The organism is Streptomyces sp. NPDC058469, from assembly GCF_042721125.1.
Taxonomy (GTDB): domain Bacteria; phylum Actinomycetota; class Actinomycetes; order Streptomycetales; family Streptomycetaceae; genus Streptomyces.
The window spans coordinates 1-17,247 of record NZ_JBHXME010000060.1 but is presented as its reverse complement, the minus strand read 5'-3'; the positions used below and the strand labels follow the sequence as shown (position 1 = coordinate 17,247).

Below are 17,247 nucleotides of genomic sequence, written 5' to 3'. Positions count from 1 at the left end.
GCCGGTCGGCGGGCGGGACTTCAGCCCTGGCGCCAGACGCACACGGCGGCCGTGTCCCGAACTTCCGGACCCGGCCGCCGACATGTCACACCATGCGTAATCGCACCCCGCGTCAGAGCTGCGACAACTCGTCCACCAGGTCGTCCAACCCCAGCGAACCCTGAGACAGCGCGGCCATGTGCCAGGCCTTCAGGTCGAAGGTGTCGCCGTGCCGCTGCCGTGCGTTCTCGCGGCCCAACAGCCAGGCCCGCTGGCCGAGTTTGTAGCCGATGGCCTGGCCCGGGATCGTGAGGTAGCGGGTCAGTTCGCTCTCCACGAAGTCTGCCGGACGGCTGCTGTGCGCACCGAAGAACTCCTGGGCCAGCTCCGGCGTCCACCGCTCACCGGGGTGGAACGGCGAGTCCGCCGGAATCTCCATCTCCAGGTGCATGCCGATGTCGACGATGACCCGGGTGGCCCGCATCATCTGCGCGTCGAGGTAACCGAGTCGCTGCTCCGCGTCCTCCAAGTAGCCCAGCTCGTCCATCAGTTGCTCCGCGTACAGCGCCCAGCCCTCGGCGTTGGCACTGACCCCGCCGATGGTGGCCTGGTAGCGGGAGAGGTTCCCGGCGACGTGCGTCCACTGGGCGAGCTGGAGGTGATGGCCGGGGACGCCCTCGTGGTACCAGGTCGAGACGAGGTCGTAGACCGGGAACCGGGTCTGCCCCATCGTCGGCAACCACGTGCGGCCCGGACGCGAGAAGTCCTCCGACGGCGGCGTGTAGTACGGCGCCGCCGCGCTGCCCGGAGGCGCGATGCACGACTCCACCTTCCGTACCCGCTCGGCGAGTTCGAAGTGCGTGCCGTCCAGATTCTCGATCGCCTTGTCCATCAGGCCCTGCAGCCACTCGCGGACCTCGTCGACGCCCTCGATGTGCCGGCCGTGCTCGTCGAGGTGCGCCAGCGCCACCCACGGTGTCTCGGCGCCGGGCAGGATCTTCTCGGCCTCCTGCCTCATCTCGGCGAGCAGCCGGTGGTACTCGGACCAGCCGTACGCGTACGCCTCGTCGAGATCGAGGTCCGTACCGTTGAAGTAGCGCGACAGACGCGCGTACCGTTCCCGGCCCACCGTGTTCGGCGCGCCTTCGATCGCCGGCGCGTACACGTCGCGCATCCAGTCCCGCAGTTCCACCAGGGCCGCGGTCGCCGTGCGGGCGGCCTCGTCCAGCTCGGCGCGCAGGGAGTCGGGGCCCGCCGAGGCGAAGTCCTCGAACCAGCCGCGCCCCTGGCCGTCCGTGTCCGACCATTCGGTGAGCTGGCCGATGAAGGTGTCCGTCGGACGCGGACCCGCGTACAGCTTGCGGTCCAGGCCCAGCGCGAGGGACTCGCGGTAACCCGCCAGCGCGGTCGGTACCGCGCGCAGCCGCTCGGCGATCGCCGCCCAGTCCTCGTCGGTCTGGGTCGGTGTCACCGTGAACACCTCGCGCACCGAGTGCGCGGGAGTGGACATGTTGCCGACCGAGCGCAGGCTCTCCTCGGCCTCGTGCACGCCGAGTTCGGCGGTGAGCCGCTCGCGCAGCAGGCGCCCGCAACGGCGCTCGCTGTCACTGTCGGCGCCGGGTCGGCGCTCGGCCTCGTCGAGCTTCGCGAGGGTCGCCCGCTGAAGTTCCGCGAGACGTTCCTGACCTGCGGGGGAGAGGTCGGGCAGGCGGCTCGAACTCTCCTTCACGCCGAGATACGTACCGGTGACCGGGTCGAGGGCGATGAGGTCGTCGACGTAGGCGTCGGCGACCTGCCGGGGCAGCGGAGTGTTGGTCTGCGACATGGGGACCATCCTCATACGTGGAACTTGTCCCCGTCACCCCGATTCAGCTGTGGGCGTGGCGAGCGGCAGCAGGGGCCCGCAGTCCCACTGCTGGAAGATCAACCGGGTCTCCACGCGGGCCACTTCGCGCTGTGACGTGAACTCGTCCAGGACCAGCCGCTGGAGGTCCGCCATGTCCGCCACGGCCACATGGACGACATAGTCGTCGGGCCCGGTCAGATGGAACACGGTCCGCGACTCCGGCAGAGCCCGGATCCGCTCCACGAACGGCCCCACCAACTCCCGCCGATGCGGCCTGACCTGCACCGACAGCAGCGCCTCCAGCCCGCGCCCCAACTTGGCCGGATCGAGCCGCAGTTGATGCCCGAGGATCACCCCGGCCCGGCGCAGCCTCGCCACCCGGTCCAGACACGTCGACGGTGCGACCCCTACCTGCGCGGCGAGCTCGCGATACGTCGCCCGGGCGTCGTTCTGCAGCAACCGCAGCAGATGGAGATCCACCGGATCCAGTACGACGGATTCGGTCATGGGCCGAACGTAACACGGGCGTTCTGCCATCAGTCCCGCTCGATGTTCATCCTTCCGTCCATGGACACAACGAGCCCGCACCCCTTCCCAGCCCCCCGAGCTCTGGCCACCGAAGCCGTGCACGCCGGCCGGGACGATCTCGCCCGGCAGGGCCTGCACGCCCCGCCGATCGACCTGTCGACCACCTACCCGTCGTACGACAGCCGTGGCGAGGCCGCCCGCGTCGACGCCTTCGCCACCACCGGCGCCGAACCCGACGGGCCGCCGGTCTACGGCCGCGTCGGCAACCCGACCGTCGCCCGCTTCGAGACCGCCCTCGCCCGCCTCGAAGGCACCGAGAGCGCGGTGGCGTTCGCCAGCGGCATGGCGGCCCTGAGCGCCGTCCTACTGGCGCGGGCCGCGACGGGGCTGCGGCATGTGGTGGCGGTAAGGCCCCTCTACGGCTCCAGCGACCACCTGCTCACCGCCGGGCTGCTCGGCTCCGAGGTGACCTGGACCGACCCGGCCGGGATCGCCGACGCGCTGCGCTCCGACACCGGTCTGGTCATCGTCGAGTCCCCGGCCAACCCGACCCTGGCCGAACTGGACCTGCGCGCGATCGCCCACTCCTGCGGCTCGGTCCCGCTCCTCGTGGACAACACCTTCGCCACCCCCGTGCTGCAACGCCCCGCCGAACACGGCGCGCGCCTCGTCCTGCACAGCGCCACGAAGTACATCGGCGGGCACGGCGATGTGATGGGCGGCGTGGTGGCCTGCGACGAGGAGTTCGCCGGGCTGCTGCGCCAGGTGCGGTTCGCGACGGGTGGCGTGCTGCATCCGCTGGCCGGCTATCTGCTGCTGCGCGGCCTTTCGACCCTGCCGGTACGGGTGCGGGCCGCGTCCGCCACCGCCGCCGAACTAGCCCGCCGCCTCACCGCAGACCCGCGCGTCGCCCGCGTCCACTACCCGCGCATCGGCGGCGCGATGATCGCCTTCGAGGTCCACGGCGACCCCCACGAGGTCATCGCCGCCGTCCGCCTCGTCACCCCCGCCGTCAGCCTCGGCAGCGTCGACACCCTCATCCAGATCCCGGCCACCATCAGCCACCGCGTGGTGACCGAGGAGGACAGGAGGGGTTCGGGAGTGAGCGACAGCCTGCTGAGGCTGTCGGTGGGTCTGGAAGCCGTCGATGACTTGTGGGCCGATTTGGATGGGGCGCTAGCGCCCCTCCAAAGGGGCGCGGGGAACGGCGCGACCAGCCACGACGAACCCGCAGTGGCAGGCCGGACCGCAACCGCTACGGCGCTTCGGCCCTCCCGAACTCCGTAACCTCCGCAACGTCCTTGGCGTCTCCTGCAGCCGCACTCAGCCGAGCCGTGACAACCAACGTCCCCTCCTCGATCTGATAGTCGAGCGGCAACCCGAGCCCCCGCATCGCCGCGACCATCCCCGTGTTGGACGCCTGCGTCACCGCGTACACGCTCTCGCACCCCGCCTCGACGGCCATCCCCACCAGCCGCCCCAACAACTCGCTCCCAATACCCCGCCGCTGCCAGTCGTCCTCGACAAGCAGCGCGACCTCCGTCTCGTCCCCGTCCCACAACAGGTGCCCGAGCCCGACGATCCGCCCCGACGCAGTCTGCACGGCGAGCGTGCGCCCGAAGCGCGGAGAGAGCAGGTGGTTGAGATAGCGGTCGGCGTCACCGACCGGCCCGTGGTAGCGCATACCGAGCGTCCGCGCCGAGCACCGCTCGTGCATCTCCCGCGCCGCGTCCAGATCACCGGTGTCCGCGCGCCGCACGGTGATCGCGTTGCCCTCGGGCAGCGTCAGTACGTCCTGGCTGCGCGGGACGCGCGGACCGAGCCGGGCGTCCAGCTCGACCAGTGCCCGCGCCCGGGCGAACTCGGTGGGCGTGAACGGCAGATACGGCCGCTCCACTGTGATCACTCCGCCTTCCGGCGCCCGCAGGCGCATGACCGTGTCCTCCAACGCACCCTCCACCGGCACCGACTCCGGCTCGCGCCCCTTGCCCACGGTGGGTGCGGGCAGCGAACGGATGGTGCACCGGCCCAGCAACTGCCGTAGCGCCAGCGGCAGTTCCGCCGCGTCCAGGGCCGTCCGTGTGGCCAGGCCCAGGACGCGGGTCGGCGCGTCCACCAGATCGTGGGCGTCGGCCCGCTCGATCCAGGTGCCCGAACCGCCGGCCGACGACACCGCCCGGGTGATCTCGGACGCCGCGACCTCACCCGGCGCCCGGAGCAGGAACTCGTCCACCGTGCCCTCGGCCAGCGGATGCGTCTGCAGGCTCAGGATGTCGACCCGCTGTCCGGCCAGCGCCGTGCACAACACCGCCAGTGACCCCGGCGCGTCCTGCACCGTCGTCCGCATCCGCCACAGCGCGGCCGCCTCGGCGACGGGGTCGGCCGTCGCGGAGGACTGGTCGGACTCGGACTCGGAATCGGATGTGGACGTGGTTTCGGTTGCGGACTTCGACGCGGGTGACCCAGTCGTCGGCCCGGTCTGCCGCAGATCCGCGGCCGGCCGGGCACCGGTATCGCCCGTCGGCGGCGCATGACCGTGGCGGCGTGACCACCACGTGTGGAACCCCGCCGTGGCGATCAGGGCTAGTGCGGAGATCGCCAGCAGCACCGGACCGTCGGGCCCGTGCCCCACCAGATCCGCCACGGCGTCCGCCACCGCGACCGCCGTGAACAGCGCGGCCAGCTCCACCAGATCCCGCCGCCAGTGGTGCACCGGACGCCCGTGCTTCGCGCGCGTCACATCAGACATGTCTCGACTCATGCACCCACTGTGAAGGAAGGGTGTTGCGTGATCACGAACGCTCTGTGACCTACCGGTAAAAGCGTGGTTCTGTACCTTTTGCCGTTCTTTTTGTGAGTGGGGTGCACCGGAGGTCAGCCCTGTCGCCCTACGTCATGCGGCCACCTCCTCCGCCAGCGCACTGCGCAGCCGACGTGCCTGCGTGACCAACCGGGACGAGCCGCTCCGGGCCGCCGCCTGCGCCAGATGCGGCAGTTCACCTCGCGCCCCCGACCGCTCCGCGCACTCGGCGGCGACGGCGAGAAGGTCCCCGAGTCCTCGCGTGTGGGCGGGCTTGGCGTCGCCGTCGAGGTCGGCGAGCAGCGCGGCCAGGGTGTGCCGGAGGATCCCCCAGATGGTCGCGTTCGCCCCGGTCGCCGCCCCGGTCCGCACCGACTCGGCGAGCCGAGACGGCTTCACGGCCCCGCTCCGCACCAGCTCCCCGAGATCCGCACCCAGCCGAGCCACGTCCAACTGTCCCCGCGCCGCGAGCACCAGCAACGCGTCTACGGCGGCGAGCCGGTCCTCGGGGTGCCGCGCGCCGAGCCCGTACGCCAGACACAGGTGCGTGGCCTGGCCGGCCACACCGTCGGACTCGGCCAGCAGCGGGAGTACGGCGGCTGCGCCGCGGGTGTCGTCCAGCGCGACGGCGGACACGTCCCGCACCAGCCGCGCCGCCACCAGTTCGCGACGTTCGGGGAGTATCGCGAGCCAGTGCCGCTGCATGTCCTGGCTCCAGTGGTAGCAGTACCAACGGTCGCCGTAGGCAGTCACCGGTCGGCCCAGCGCGCGGAGCTCCGCCGGGAAGTCCTCCTGCAGATCGAGGAGTTCACCGAACTCCAGCACGATGCGCGCCCCGGACGTCCGTCGCCTGCTCAGGGGCAGCGTGGGACTCTCGGACGTCAGCCAGCGGGAGAGCCGGGTGCCCTCCGTCGTGCCGAGCGCCTGCGCTCGCTCGGCGGCAGCGGCTGCCGCCGCCCGGTCCTCGCGGCGCACTCGCAGCAGTGCTTGCGCGAAGTCGGCGGGCGAGACCCGCGCGCCCAGGCGCCGGTACGTGTCCAGCCGGTCCACCAACTCGTCCGGCTCCAGCAGGCCCGTGCTCCAACTCGGCGTGGACAACAGGAACGGCAGCGGCTCCGCGCGGAGCCGGTACGCCACCTCCCACACCCGGGCGTCGAAGGCCCGGGACAGGGCGCTGTGCCCGCACTCCCGGCCCCGGTGGCCGTGCTTCACCCCTTCGTGGAGGGTGACGGTGCGCACCTTGTCCTGGAGGGTGGCCAGCAGGAGGTCGAGTGCGTAGGCCGCGCTGCCGAAACTGTGGTGTGTCCTGCTGAAGTGGTCGTCCGGACGCTGGACGTGCCCGGGGGCATCACTGCCCCACCAGCGGCGCGCGATCACCGGCCCCAACGCCTCCGCCAGGGCGTCCCGGTCCCGGTACGCATGGCGGACGAGTCCGTCCAGCGCGCGCTCGAACGCCGCCACGTCGCCCTCGGTCGTCAGCAACGCCCCCAATTCCTCGGCGAGTTCGACCGCCGACTCGGGTGCCGGTGCGAGGCGCGCCGCCTGCGGTGCCGGCGGGAGCATCTCCTCGTACACCAGCGCCGCCGCCGTCACCGGCGCCGCGCCCAGCGTCTCGACCGCGCGTGCGCGCAGGGCGGGGATCAACTGGTCGGCCGCTGCAGCGAGTTCGGCCCGTACCCCGGGGGAGTCGACCTTCTTGAGATGCCGCTCGACCAGCTTCAGTGCCCGCTCCTGGACCTCCGCGTCCTCGTGCCCGAAGGCCTGCGCGAGAGTGGGCAGCACCTCGGCGACGGCCGACGCGTCCCGTGCCAATACCTTCCCCAGCAGCACGAGTTGCGCACGGACGAGCTTCTTCTCGGGCCGGAACAGCACCGCATCCGACATCTCCGCCAGCCGACGTGACGTCAACTCCCCGTCCAGAGCGAGGGAACCGAGCACCGACTGGGCATGCGACGCCACCATCGACACCGCGTCCGAAGTCAGGGCCAGCCAGTCGGCGGTCCGTTCCCGCTCCTCCTCGCAGGTCAGGGCGAGGGCCTTCAGCATGCGCAGGAACACCCGGTTGTCGAGGGTCGTACCGCCTCGCAGCAGCCGGGCCACGCACGCGTCCACCGTGCGCTTCCGGTCCAGGACGCCTTCCGTGGTGAGCTGGGCGAGCGCGTCGACCCAACTGTTCGGGCCCTCGGGCGAGGTCCACTCCAGCGGGCTGCCGATGTCCTCCGTCTCGAAGACCGCGTCCACCAGCTCCGCGAGATGCGGATCCTTGCGCAGCCGGTCGAGCAGGGTGTTCCCGAGCTGCCGCAGGTGACCGATGTGCTCCACCCAGCCCCGCACATAGGCGTCCGTCGTCGGCACCGGGCAGCCGGAGAGCCGTACCAGACCGGCCATCAGCTCGTACGGCACGTCGGCGGAGGCCGGGCGTCCGGCGAGGCGGTGCGTCACGTCGGCGAGCCAGGCGGTGTCGCGGTCGCCCAGGATGTGGATCAGCAGCGCCGGGGACGACTGCGACCAGCGCATGTCGGTGGCGGCGATCCAGGTCGCCGCGGCAGCCGCCCCCGTCTCGCAGGCGGCTCCGGCCGCGTGCAGAGCCGGATAGGCGCGGCGGGACGGCTCCTCCCACGGTGCCTTGCGCAGCTCCTTGCGGAGTTCCTTCAACTCCGGCAGGAACGACCGCCGTTCGGCGTCGGTCAATCCGTCGAGCAGCCCCACCGCCTCGGCCGTCCGGCCCGCCCGCACCGCTTCCATCAGCGAACTCATCGCACACCCCCGTCGACCCGCACCATGTCCTGCTTCGTGTTCTGCTCCGTCGCGGCGCCCCGCCGCACCATCCGTACCGCCAGCGCGTGCTTGCACGGCCCGCGCCCGCCCCGGTACTTCGCCCACCACACACAGCTGCAACTCAGCACCCCCGCCTCGTCCCGCACCCGGTGCACGTGACCGTCCTCGGCGGTCACCGTCCCGAGCGCGCCCTCCAAGGTCACCGCCCCCGCGGCCACCAGCGCGCGAGCCGAGCGCAGCCGCGGATTGTGACGCTCCACGCGCTGCGCGTCGTACGGCAGTTCACGGTGGAAGTAGGCCGCCTCCGCCGTGTCGTAGCCGACGCGCCCCGAGGTGCCCAGCCGGGTCAGCGCGGCGCGGACCCGCTCGGGCGTGAGTCCCGACGACGCGGCCATGTCAGCGACGTCGATGCGGGGCTCCCAGGCCAGCAGTACGGAGATCAACTCGGCGTCCTCGCCCGCCTCGTCGGCGGCGAGCGCGTCCAAGACTCCGCCCTCGCCGGAGAATCCGCGCGACGCGTCCGGCGACAGCGTCAGCGTGAGCCGCATGCCCGGCAGGACGGCCTCCCACGCGCCGGCCGTCGCCGAGACGCCGATGACGGAGGGTCCGTAGATCCGCAGGGCCGTCGCGTGACGCAGGACGCGCTGGAGTGCGATCAGCCGCTCCGGGCCCGGGAGGCACACCGCGCCCGGTACGGGGCGGGTGGTCGGGCGCAGGCCGCGACCCGCCGGTACGACCCAGCGCGGGCCGCTCGTGGTGCCGCGCGCGCCGCTCTTCGGGAGTGAGCGCAGGAACCGGACCGCCTCCGCCGCGGGCAGTTCGGCCCGCAGGTCGAAGCCGGCCGCTATGACCTGGGCCTCCGCGAAGCCGCGCAGCCACCGGTCCGGCAGCGGCACCTTCTTCTCCACCACCGGGCCGTCCAGCGTGGTCACGGCCAACTCCTCGGGGCCGACGCGGAGATGGAGCGGATCGTCCGTGCCGATCCGGGAGAGGGCCTCACGCAGGGGGTTGTTGACGTCGACGTTCGTCGTGCCGTGTCCCACCTCGTCGCCGTCGAGTCCGGGGGCGAGGACGTCCAGCCGCGCGTACACCCCGCCGCAGCCGGAGAAGGACTCGAAGCGCAGCCGGTCGCCGCCCGCCGTCACCACCGGGTCGAGGGAGGCGGCCAGTTGGCGCTGGTAGTAGCGCGTGGCCGCCACGTCGGCCACCGCCAGCAGCGCGGCCGAGGCCACCTGAGGCGAGGTCAGGAAGCCCGCGAAGAAGCGCGGATGGTCGGTGACACCCGAAGGAGTCGCACCCCGTGAGGTCTCCAGCCCGAGGCGCCGTCCGTCCGCCGAGGACTCCAGCACGGAGGGTCGGGGATAGGTCACGGCCTGCAAAGATCGCGTCATGGAAAAACCGTAGAGGCCACCACTGACAATCGGCCCTGACCTGCGCAAACGCAGTCCGCGGCGGAGAGTTGGCGCGCTGCGCAGCGTGCCGCGCACCGGGGGATGACGCCGGTGCGCGGCTCACGTACGAGGGTAGTGGAGTTACTGGCCGACCCGTCCCGGCTGGAGGGTCTTGGTGAACAGCACGGTGCCGTCCTGCTCGCGCAGACGCACCGTCAACTCCCCGCTGTGGCCGTCGATGTCGACCTCGCCGAAGAACTGGTAGCCCTCGGCCGGCGACACGTTCTGCGCGGTCGGCGCCTTCACGAACACCCGCTCCGGACCGAAGGTGTTGTCGAGGTCGCTGGCCGGGAAGGCGCCCGCGTTCAGCGGACCGGAGACGAACTCCCAGAACGGCTCGAAGTCGGTGAACGCGGCCCGCGAGGGCTGGTAGTGCTGCGCGGACGTGTGGTGCACATCGGCCGTCAGCCACACGGTGCCGGTGATCCGCCGGTGCTTGATGTACCGCAGCAGCTCGGCGATCTGGAGTTCACGCCCGAGCGGCGCGCCCGGGTCGCCCTGCGCGACCGCCTCGATGTTCGCCTTGCCCTCGGTGGCGTCGGGCACGACCAGGCCGAGCGGCATGTCGGCGGCGATCACCTTCCACACCGCACGCGACCGCGACAACTCCCGCTTGAGCCACTCCAGTTGCTCCCGGCCGAGGATGCCCTGCGGGTCGACGGTCTGTTTGTCGGGCGAGTTGGAATTGCGGTAGGTCCGCATGTCCAGGACGAACACGTCGAGCAGCGGGCCGTGCCGCATCACGCGCTGGACGCGGCCCTCCTTGGCGCCCGGCCGCAGCGTCGAGATCGGGAAGTACTCGCTGAACGCCCGCCGGGCGCGCACCGCCATGACGTCGACGTTCTTCTCCGTGTAGCGGGTGTCGGAGGCGGCGATCACCTCGCCCGGGTACCAGTTGTTGCGCACCTCGTGGTCGTCCCACTGGATGATCGACGGCACCTGGGCGTTGAACCGCTTGAGGTTCTCGTCCAGCAGGTTGTAGCGGAAGTTGCCGCGGAACTCGGCCAGGGTCTCGGCGACCTTGGACTTCTCCTCCGTGGTGACGTTCCGGTAGAGGCTGCCGTCGGGCAGCGCCTGGGTCGCCGTGATCGGACCGTCGGCGTAGATGTTGTCGCCGCTGCACACGAAGAAGTCCGGGTCGAGCTTGGCCATCGCGTCGTAGATCCGGTAGCCGCCGAGGTCGGGGTTGATGCCCCAGCCCTGCCCCGCCAGGTCACCGGACCACAGGAAACGCACGCCGCGCCGCCCGGTCGGCACCGTACGGAACGTACCGGCGACCGGCTCGCCCGTACGGCGCGGGTCGTCGGGGTCGGCGAGCAGGACCCGGTAGTAGATCTGCTGCCCCGAGGGCAGCCCGCGCAGCCGGGTGGTGCCGGTGAAGTCCGTGTCCGCGCCGAGCAGCGGACCGTGCCACCGGTGCGGATTGCGGAACGACTCGGTGGCCGAGGTCTCCACGATCATCCGGGCCGGGCGGTCCGAGCGCACCCACACCAGCCCGGAGTCGGAGGTCACGTCCCCCGCCTGCACGCCCCAGCCGGCCTTGGGACGCCCGGAGAGGGCGAAGGCCGGGGCGGCGCCGAGGGCGGCGGGCACGGTCAGGGCCGCCGACGCGGCCAGGGAGCCGCGCAGGACGCTACGGCGGGCGGGGAACGGACGATGTGACATGGGGTTGCGCCTCCACGGACGGGATGCGGTCAGGGTGCACTGCCACAACTACTGGTGCGCCACAGCGCTCACGGAAACCACGGGTGAACAACGGAACGCGGTGACATGGGGGCCCGCGTGCGACATCAGAGGCTCTCTACGGGCGTACGGCGTCGGCCATCAGACGTACACCCGCACGTATCCGTCCGGGAGACAGATGCGCGTACCCCAGGACCAGCCGTACGACCGCGTCGTCCACGCGCGCGTGTGCGTAGGCGGTGAGCGGGCGCACCGCGACACCGGCGCGGGCCGCGCGTTCCAGAAAGGCCTCCTGAGGGCCGTACTTCTCCGGCAGCTCGGCGATGACGTGCAGTCCTGCGGCGATTCCCGTCACCTGCGCTCCGGGGAAGTGTTCCTCCAGGGCGGCCACGAGGACGTCGCGGCGCTCTCGGTAGGCGCGCTGACAGCGGCGCAACTGCCGGTCGTAGTCGCCGCGTTCCAGGAAGCGGGCGAACAGCGCCTGGTCCAGGGTCGGGTGGCCGAGGTCCATGGTGCGCTTGCGTTCGACGACCTCGTCGGCCAGTGACTCGGGTACGAGCAGCCAACCGAGCCGCAGTCCCGGGGCGAGGGACTTGCTGACCGAGCCCGCGTAGGCGACATGCTCCGGGTCGAGTCCCTGGAGCGCACCTACGGGGGCTCGGTCGTAGCGGAAGTCGCCGTCGTAGTCGTCCTCGACGACCAGACCGTCCACCAACCGTGCCCAGTCGAGGAGTTGGGCGCGTCGCCGCGCGGAATAGGCGATGCCCGTGGGGAACTGATGGGCGGGTGTGGTCACTACGACCCGTACGCCCGACGCCCGTAGCGGCCCGACCGCGAGGCCCTCCTCGTCCAGGGGCAGCGGTACGGTGCCGACGCCCGCCGAGGCGTACAGGGCGTCGTGCTGAGGGCTCCCCGGGTCCTCGACGCCGACGGTGTGTGTCCCGCGCGCGTGGAGCACGAATCCGAGCAGCGTCGTCGCCTGCGCCACTCCGGAGACCACGACGAGCCGCTCCGGGTCGGCGACCACACCCCGTCGGCGCCCGAGGAGTTCCGCGAGAGCCGTACGCAACCGGGGCAACCCGCGCGGATCGGGATAGCCGAGCACCTCGTGCGGCAACTCGGCCAGCACACCGCGTTGCGCCGCGGCCCAGGCGGCGCGCGGGAACAGCGACAGGTCCGGCGTTCCGGCCACGAAGTCGGCGCGGGCGCCGGGGGAGCGCGGCGCGAGGTCACGCGCGCGTGGACGCGCCGCCCGTACGGCACCGCCCACCCAGGTGCCCGCACCCCGGCCGCTGCGCAGATAGCCCTCCGCCGTCAACTGCTCGTACGCCTCCGTGACCAGGCCTCGTGACACCCCGAGGTCGGCCGCCAGGTCCCGGCTCGACGGCAGCCGGGTGTCCGGCGCCAGCCGCCCCGAACGCACCGCCTCCCGCAACGCAGCCTGAAGGGAGCGGCCACGCGCGCGTGCCGGTGCAGAGGCGGCGGGCAGCAGCAACTCCCAGGCGGCGGAACCCGTCAGCCCCTCCGGATTGGTCCGCGATGACGTCATGGAAGTGGACCTTAAACCGGACCGCCGGGCTCCCTAGCGTCGCTGCCATGAACGCCACCACCGCCCGCGGCGCCCCGCTCGCCGCCTTCGCCTGCGTCCTCGTAGGCGCGTCCTTCACCGCGAACAGCGTCCTGGGCCACTACCCGTACGCGGGCGGCCAGTTCCTGCGCTACGGCCTCGCCTGCCTGCTCCTCCTCCCGTTCACCGGCAAGGACGCGCCGGCCAGGCTGCGCGGGCTCACTCCACGTCAATGGGCCCGTCTCGCGCTGCTCGCGGCCGTCGGCATGGTCGGGTTCAACCTGGCCGTCATCGCCGCCGAACGCAGCGCCGAACCGGCCGTCCCAGGCGTCTTCGTGGGCTGTGCGCCCGTAGCGGTCGCGGTTCTCGTCCCCCTCCTGGAGGGACGCCGTCCCCGGCGGATCGTGCTCTACGGGGCGTCACTCGTCGCCGTCGGGGCGTTCACGGTCCAGGGGTGGGGCCGTACGGACGGCACAGGAATCGCCTTCTCCGGGTGCGCCCTCGCCGGTGAGGTGGGCTTCGCGGTGCTCGCGGTTCCCGTACTGCGGCCCCTGGGACCGCGATTGCTGTCGGCCACGGTGTGCGGTCTCGCCGCGATCGAGGCGGCGACGGCCGGGCTGGTCCTCGACGGGACCGCCTGGCTGCGGCGCCCCGACGGCACCGAGGCCGCCGCGCTGTTGTGGCAGGCGGCGGTCGTCACGGTCGTCGGCTTCGTGTGCTGGTACATGGGCATGCAGCGGATCGGCGCGGAGCGCGCCACGCTCTTCTCCGGCCTCATCCCGGTCGCGGCTGCCGCTACCGCACCGCTCGTCGGAACGGGCTCCTACGGGGCCGCCCAGGCCGCAGGCAGCGCCCTCGTCGGCGCCGGAGTGGCCCTTGGATCGGGCGCGTTGGCGCTGGTGCCGCGCCGGTCAGCGGCTGCCGTCGAGGATGACGCGCGCGACCAGGGCCGGGTCGTCGTTCATCGGGCAGTGCCCGCAGCCGGGCAGCCGGACCAGCCGGGAGCGGGGGATCAACTGCTTGGCGCGGACGCCCTGGCGGCGCAGCAGCAGCCGGTCCTGGGTGCCCCAGGCCACGGTGACCGGGATACCGGGGAGGTCGTCGGTGAACCGGACGCTCGTCCCGGCCCGGAGCGTGTCGTCGAACCCGGGGGAGTTGACCAGCGCGAGCGTCTCGGCGACCACGGCCTCGGGTGAACGGCGGTCCGGGCGGGCGTAGATGGTGCTGGTGAGCGCGGCGCGGCCGACCGCCGTGCGCGCCAGCTTCTCGACCAGCGGGAGCGGCATCCGGCGGGCGATCTGCCGCATCGTGAGCAGCACACCGAAGGCGTAGCGGCGCTCTGCCTGGGACCAGAATCCGGCGGGGGAGAGGGCGGTGACGGACCGTACGACCTTCTCGCGGCCCAGTTCCAGGGCCATCAGTCCGCCGAGCGAGTTGCCCGCCACATGCGGGCGTTCGAGCCCCAGCGCCTCGCAGAAGGCCCTGAACACGGCGGCCGTCGTGTTCAGGTCGTACGCCAGCCCCTCCGGGAGCGCGGGGGAGGCGCCGAACCCGGGCAGGTCCACGGCGATCACATCGCGCTCGGTCGCGAGGATGTCCACCACCGGGTCCCAGGCCTGCCGGTGGTGACCTATGCCGTGCAGCAGGAGCAGCGGTTCGCCGCGACCCACGCGCGCGTAGGACACGGTCACGGTCTTCGGGCCCCGCGGAGTGGGGACGGGGAAGGAGACGGTGGCGGACATGGGGGTGCTCCTCGTCTGGGACGCGCTGACAGACGCCGTACAGGCCGTGTAGACAGCTTGTCAGCAACTTCTACCGACCGGTAGCCCCAGCCGCCACGGACCTCCCGGACCTACGGCCCCGAGCGTGCCCTACAGCCCCGAGTTCGTTCTACGATCCTCAACGCGCCCTGCGCACCTCCAGGTTGAACTCGGCGTGCCCGAGGTTCTGGAACAGGCCCACCCACAGCGGCAGCACCATCTCCACGGCACGCGACGTCTCGATGCCGCCCAGGTCCAGCACCCGGTGCGTCGGCCAGCCGAACTCCCCGAGCAGGGCCGTCACCCGCGCCTTGGCCTCCGCGTCCTCGCCGGACACGAACACCTGGTGCTCGCCCGGCACGAGCGAAGGCTCCACCATCACCTGGCAGTTGACGGTGTTCAGGGACTTCACCACGCGCGCGTGCGGGAAGGCCCGCTGGATCTGCTCGCCCACACTGTCCGACTCGACGGGCGACAGCCTGAGCCGCCCGTCCTCGAACGCCATCGGGTTGGAGACATCGAGGACGATCTTGCCGTCGAGGCGCTCGGCCCCGGCCGCCTCCAACGCGGCGAGCGCCACCCGCCCGCCCACGGCGTTCACGACCACCTCTCCCGCCGCGGCGGCCTCCGCGAACGTGCCCGTACGCGCTCCGGACCCCGCGCTCTCGGCCCATTTGGCGGCGGCCGGATTGTCCTTGGTGCGCGAGCCCAGGGTCACCTCGTGCCCCAGCTCGACCAACTTGCCGCCCAAGGTGCGGCCCACCTCGCCCGTGCCCAGTACCGCGTACCGCATCGCCACCTCCGGAAGGGGCCGCCGGACGCCGTCGGCCCGCGGCCAATTCTGCTCCGGGGCACACGTTTTTCTCCCCGACGCACGGTTTTCTCCTGGACACGGGCGGACGCGTCGCATGGGATGGCGACGTGACCACCGACGCCGAAACCGATGTCTTCGAAGAACACCGCCCCGTCCTCATGGGAGTCGCCTACCGGATGCTCGGCCGGGTGGCTGACGCCGAGGACGTGGTCCAGGAGGCCTGGCTGCGCTGGTCCGCGGCCGACCGCGCCGGAGTCCGCGAACCACGCGCGTACCTGGTGCGCGTCACCACCCGCCTCGCCATCGACCGACTCCGCCAGGTCAAGGCGCGAGGCGAGGCTTACGTAGGCCCGTGGCTGCCGGAGCCGTACGTCACCGACTTCGGGGACACCGTCCCCGACACCGCGGAGCGCGCCGTGCTCGCCGACTCCGTGTCGCTCGCCGTACTCGTCGTCCTGGAGTCGCTGTCCCCGCTGGAACGCGCCGTGTTCGTCCTCAGGGAGGCGTTCGGCTACCCGTACGCCGACATCGCGGCCATGCTGGACCGCGGCGAGCCGGCCGTGCGCCAACTCGCCGGACGGGCCCGCAAGCACGTCGACGAACGGCGCCCGCGCTACGAGGTCGACCCCGCGCAACGCCGCGATCTCACCGAGCGGTTCCTCGCCGCGGCGGCCGAGGGCGACCTGGCGGGCCTCATGAAGATGCTCGCCCCGGACGTCCGTCTCGTCGGCGACAGCGGCGGCAAGGCCCAGGCGCCGCTGCGGATCCTGGAGAGCGCCGACCACGTGGGCCGCTTCCTGGTCGGCGTCGCCGAGAAGGGCGTCCCGGAGATGTCGTTCCGCTTCCTTGAGCTCAACGGCGGACCCGCGGTACTGATCCTTTCGGGTGACACGCCTGACAGCGTCCTCCAGGTGGACGTATCCGCCGGACGCATCCGTTCCGTCTACATCGTCCGCAACCCCGAGAAGCTTCGATCACTGGCTTCCGCTTAGCCGGGACCCCCGGTGGAGCCCCCGTTTCACGACGGGGGCTTTGCCGTGCTGTCACCAAGAACGCCCAGTACGAACGCCCTGTGAACGCTCTGCGGCATGTCCTCTATGGGTTGCATACGACATGGAGGATTGGTCTTGACCAAGGGTGGGGGCCGTCCTATGGTCGCAGATAAGTGAAACAACCTTTAATAAACAAGGGCGCTAAAACGCCGCCGGAACACGGCGATTGCGGAGGACAGGGTGGGGACCACGCAGTTGGAATCGGTGCCGGAGCCGAAGTACTGGCATCTCAAGACAGTGCTGAGTGAGGCACTGGACTCCGAGTTCTCCGTGGGCGAGATCCTGCCCAACGAGCGAGACCTGGCGGCCCGCTTCGGCGTCGCCCGGGCCACGCTCCGGCAGGCTCTGGAACAACTCGAACTGGAAGGCCGGCTGCAGCGCCGTCGCGGAGTCGGTACGACCGTCGCTCCGCCGCGCGTGGGTGTCGCCGTCGGCACCGAGCAGCACGCCTGGCCGGGCGCCGGGGAGGACGCCTGGCAGTCCGTCGACTGTGTGCTGGCGGCTCCGCCGGGGGCCGTCGCGGACGTCCTGGAGACCGGTTCCGAGGAACTGGTCCACACCGTGCGGCGCTCCCGGGTGAGCCACGGCCAGCCGGTGGCCGCCGAACTGCTCTACATCCCGGAGTCGTCGGTGCCCGACCTCTCCGGGATAGACACTCCGTCGGCGACGGCACGCGCGCGTGCGGTGCTGCGTGAGTTGCAGCGCCTCGAACTGGAGGGCCAGGACCGCGCCGTCGAACTCGGTTCGGCGCGCGCGGACGACGCCAAGGAGCTGGACCGCCTCCCCGGGGCACCCGTTCTTGTCGTCACGACCCGCTTTTTCGCCGAGGGCCGCACCGCCGCGGTCTCCGTCGCGACGTACCGCGCGGACACCTGCCGCCTGACCTTCGCCGACTCCGGAAGCGTAGAAATACACCACGGCCCGGAGCGCCAGGCCTCCTGACCACGGTCACAGCTCACGCGTCGCGCCCCGGGAATTCCACCCGGGGC

General features: G+C 71.8%; 12 protein-coding genes and 1 pseudogene. 4 read left to right on the top strand and 9 right to left on the bottom strand.

Features of this window, described 5'->3' with window-relative positions; genetic code table 11:
- Positions 1 to 112: 112 nt before the first annotated feature.
- Positions 113 to 1,804, bottom strand: a complete 1,692-nt coding sequence (locus ACFWP5_RS24840) for a DUF885 domain-containing protein (RefSeq protein WP_384160510.1) — start codon at positions 1,802 to 1,804, stop codon at positions 113 to 115.
- A gap of 33 nt (positions 1,805 to 1,837) precedes the next feature.
- On the bottom strand, positions 1,838 to 2,332 hold the full coding sequence (locus ACFWP5_RS24835; RefSeq protein WP_366497238.1) for an Lrp/AsnC family transcriptional regulator: 495 nt from the start codon (positions 2,330 to 2,332) through the stop codon (positions 1,838 to 1,840).
- A gap of 60 nt (positions 2,333 to 2,392) precedes the next feature.
- Between ACFWP5_RS24835 and ACFWP5_RS24830 the strand changes: the two genes are divergently transcribed.
- The gene (locus tag ACFWP5_RS24830) at positions 2,393 to 3,640 is read left to right on the top strand and encodes a trans-sulfuration enzyme family protein (protein WP_384160506.1); all 1,248 of its coding nucleotides are present in this window, start codon (positions 2,393 to 2,395) and stop codon (positions 3,638 to 3,640) included.
- Here the strand turns inward: ACFWP5_RS24830 and ACFWP5_RS24825 are convergent.
- From ACFWP5_RS24825 to ACFWP5_RS24805, 5 genes are all read right to left on the bottom strand, one after another.
- Positions 3,609 to 5,102, bottom strand: coding sequence for a GNAT family N-acetyltransferase (locus ACFWP5_RS24825; RefSeq protein WP_384160503.1), 1,494 nt, complete (start codon positions 5,100 to 5,102; stop codon positions 3,609 to 3,611). The genes ACFWP5_RS24830 and ACFWP5_RS24825 overlap by 32 nt on opposite strands.
- 144 nt (positions 5,103 to 5,246) lie before the next feature.
- Positions 5,247 to 7,910, bottom strand: a complete 2,664-nt coding sequence (locus tag ACFWP5_RS24820; protein WP_384160501.1) for a DUF6493 family protein — start codon at positions 7,908 to 7,910, stop codon at positions 5,247 to 5,249.
- Positions 7,907 to 9,322: an SWIM zinc finger domain-containing protein gene (locus ACFWP5_RS24815; RefSeq protein ID WP_384160499.1), complete on the bottom strand. Its 1,416-nt coding sequence runs from the start codon at positions 9,320 to 9,322 to the stop codon at positions 7,907 to 7,909. The genes ACFWP5_RS24820 and ACFWP5_RS24815 overlap by 4 nt, the downstream gene beginning before the upstream one ends.
- Before the next feature lie 141 nt (positions 9,323 to 9,463).
- A complete protein-coding gene (locus ACFWP5_RS24810) occupies positions 9,464 to 11,047 on the bottom strand; it encodes an alkaline phosphatase D family protein (protein WP_384160497.1) in 1,584 nt (527 codons plus the stop codon).
- 136 nt (positions 11,048 to 11,183) lie between these two features.
- Positions 11,184 to 12,614 carry a PLP-dependent aminotransferase family protein gene (locus tag ACFWP5_RS24805; protein WP_384160494.1) on the bottom strand — a complete coding sequence of 477 codons (1,431 nt, stop codon included), beginning with the start codon at positions 12,612 to 12,614 and terminating at the stop codon, positions 11,184 to 11,186.
- Between ACFWP5_RS24805 and ACFWP5_RS24800 the strand changes: the two are divergent.
- A pseudogene (locus ACFWP5_RS24800) lies at positions 12,605 to 13,498 on the top strand (DMT family transporter); the annotation flags it as partial. The gene ACFWP5_RS24805 and the pseudogene ACFWP5_RS24800 overlap by 10 nt on opposite strands.
- 45 nt (positions 13,499 to 13,543) lie before the next feature.
- On the opposite strand, the gene ACFWP5_RS24795 reads toward ACFWP5_RS24800, so the two are convergent.
- Both ACFWP5_RS24795 and ACFWP5_RS24790 read right to left on the bottom strand, forming a co-directional pair.
- Positions 13,544 to 14,374, bottom strand: a complete 831-nt coding sequence (locus tag ACFWP5_RS24795) for an alpha/beta fold hydrolase (RefSeq protein ID WP_384160491.1) — start codon at positions 14,372 to 14,374, stop codon at positions 13,544 to 13,546.
- A gap of 157 nt (positions 14,375 to 14,531) precedes the next feature.
- The gene (locus tag ACFWP5_RS24790) at positions 14,532 to 15,185 is read right to left on the bottom strand and encodes an NADPH-dependent F420 reductase (protein WP_384160488.1); all 654 of its coding nucleotides are present in this window, start codon (positions 15,183 to 15,185) and stop codon (positions 14,532 to 14,534) included.
- 128 nt (positions 15,186 to 15,313) lie between these two features.
- Here ACFWP5_RS24790 and ACFWP5_RS24785 point away from each other — a divergent pair, with 128 nt between their 5' ends.
- Together ACFWP5_RS24785 and ACFWP5_RS24780 are read left to right on the top strand one after the other, a co-directional pair.
- Entirely contained in the window at positions 15,314 to 16,198 is an 885-nt protein-coding gene (locus tag ACFWP5_RS24785; protein ID WP_384160485.1) for an RNA polymerase sigma-70 factor, read from the top strand.
- A gap of 240 nt (positions 16,199 to 16,438) precedes the next feature.
- Positions 16,439 to 17,200, top strand: a complete 762-nt coding sequence (locus tag ACFWP5_RS24780) for a GntR family transcriptional regulator (RefSeq protein ID WP_384160482.1) — start codon at positions 16,439 to 16,441, stop codon at positions 17,198 to 17,200.
- Positions 17,201 to 17,247 lie beyond the last annotated feature (47 nt).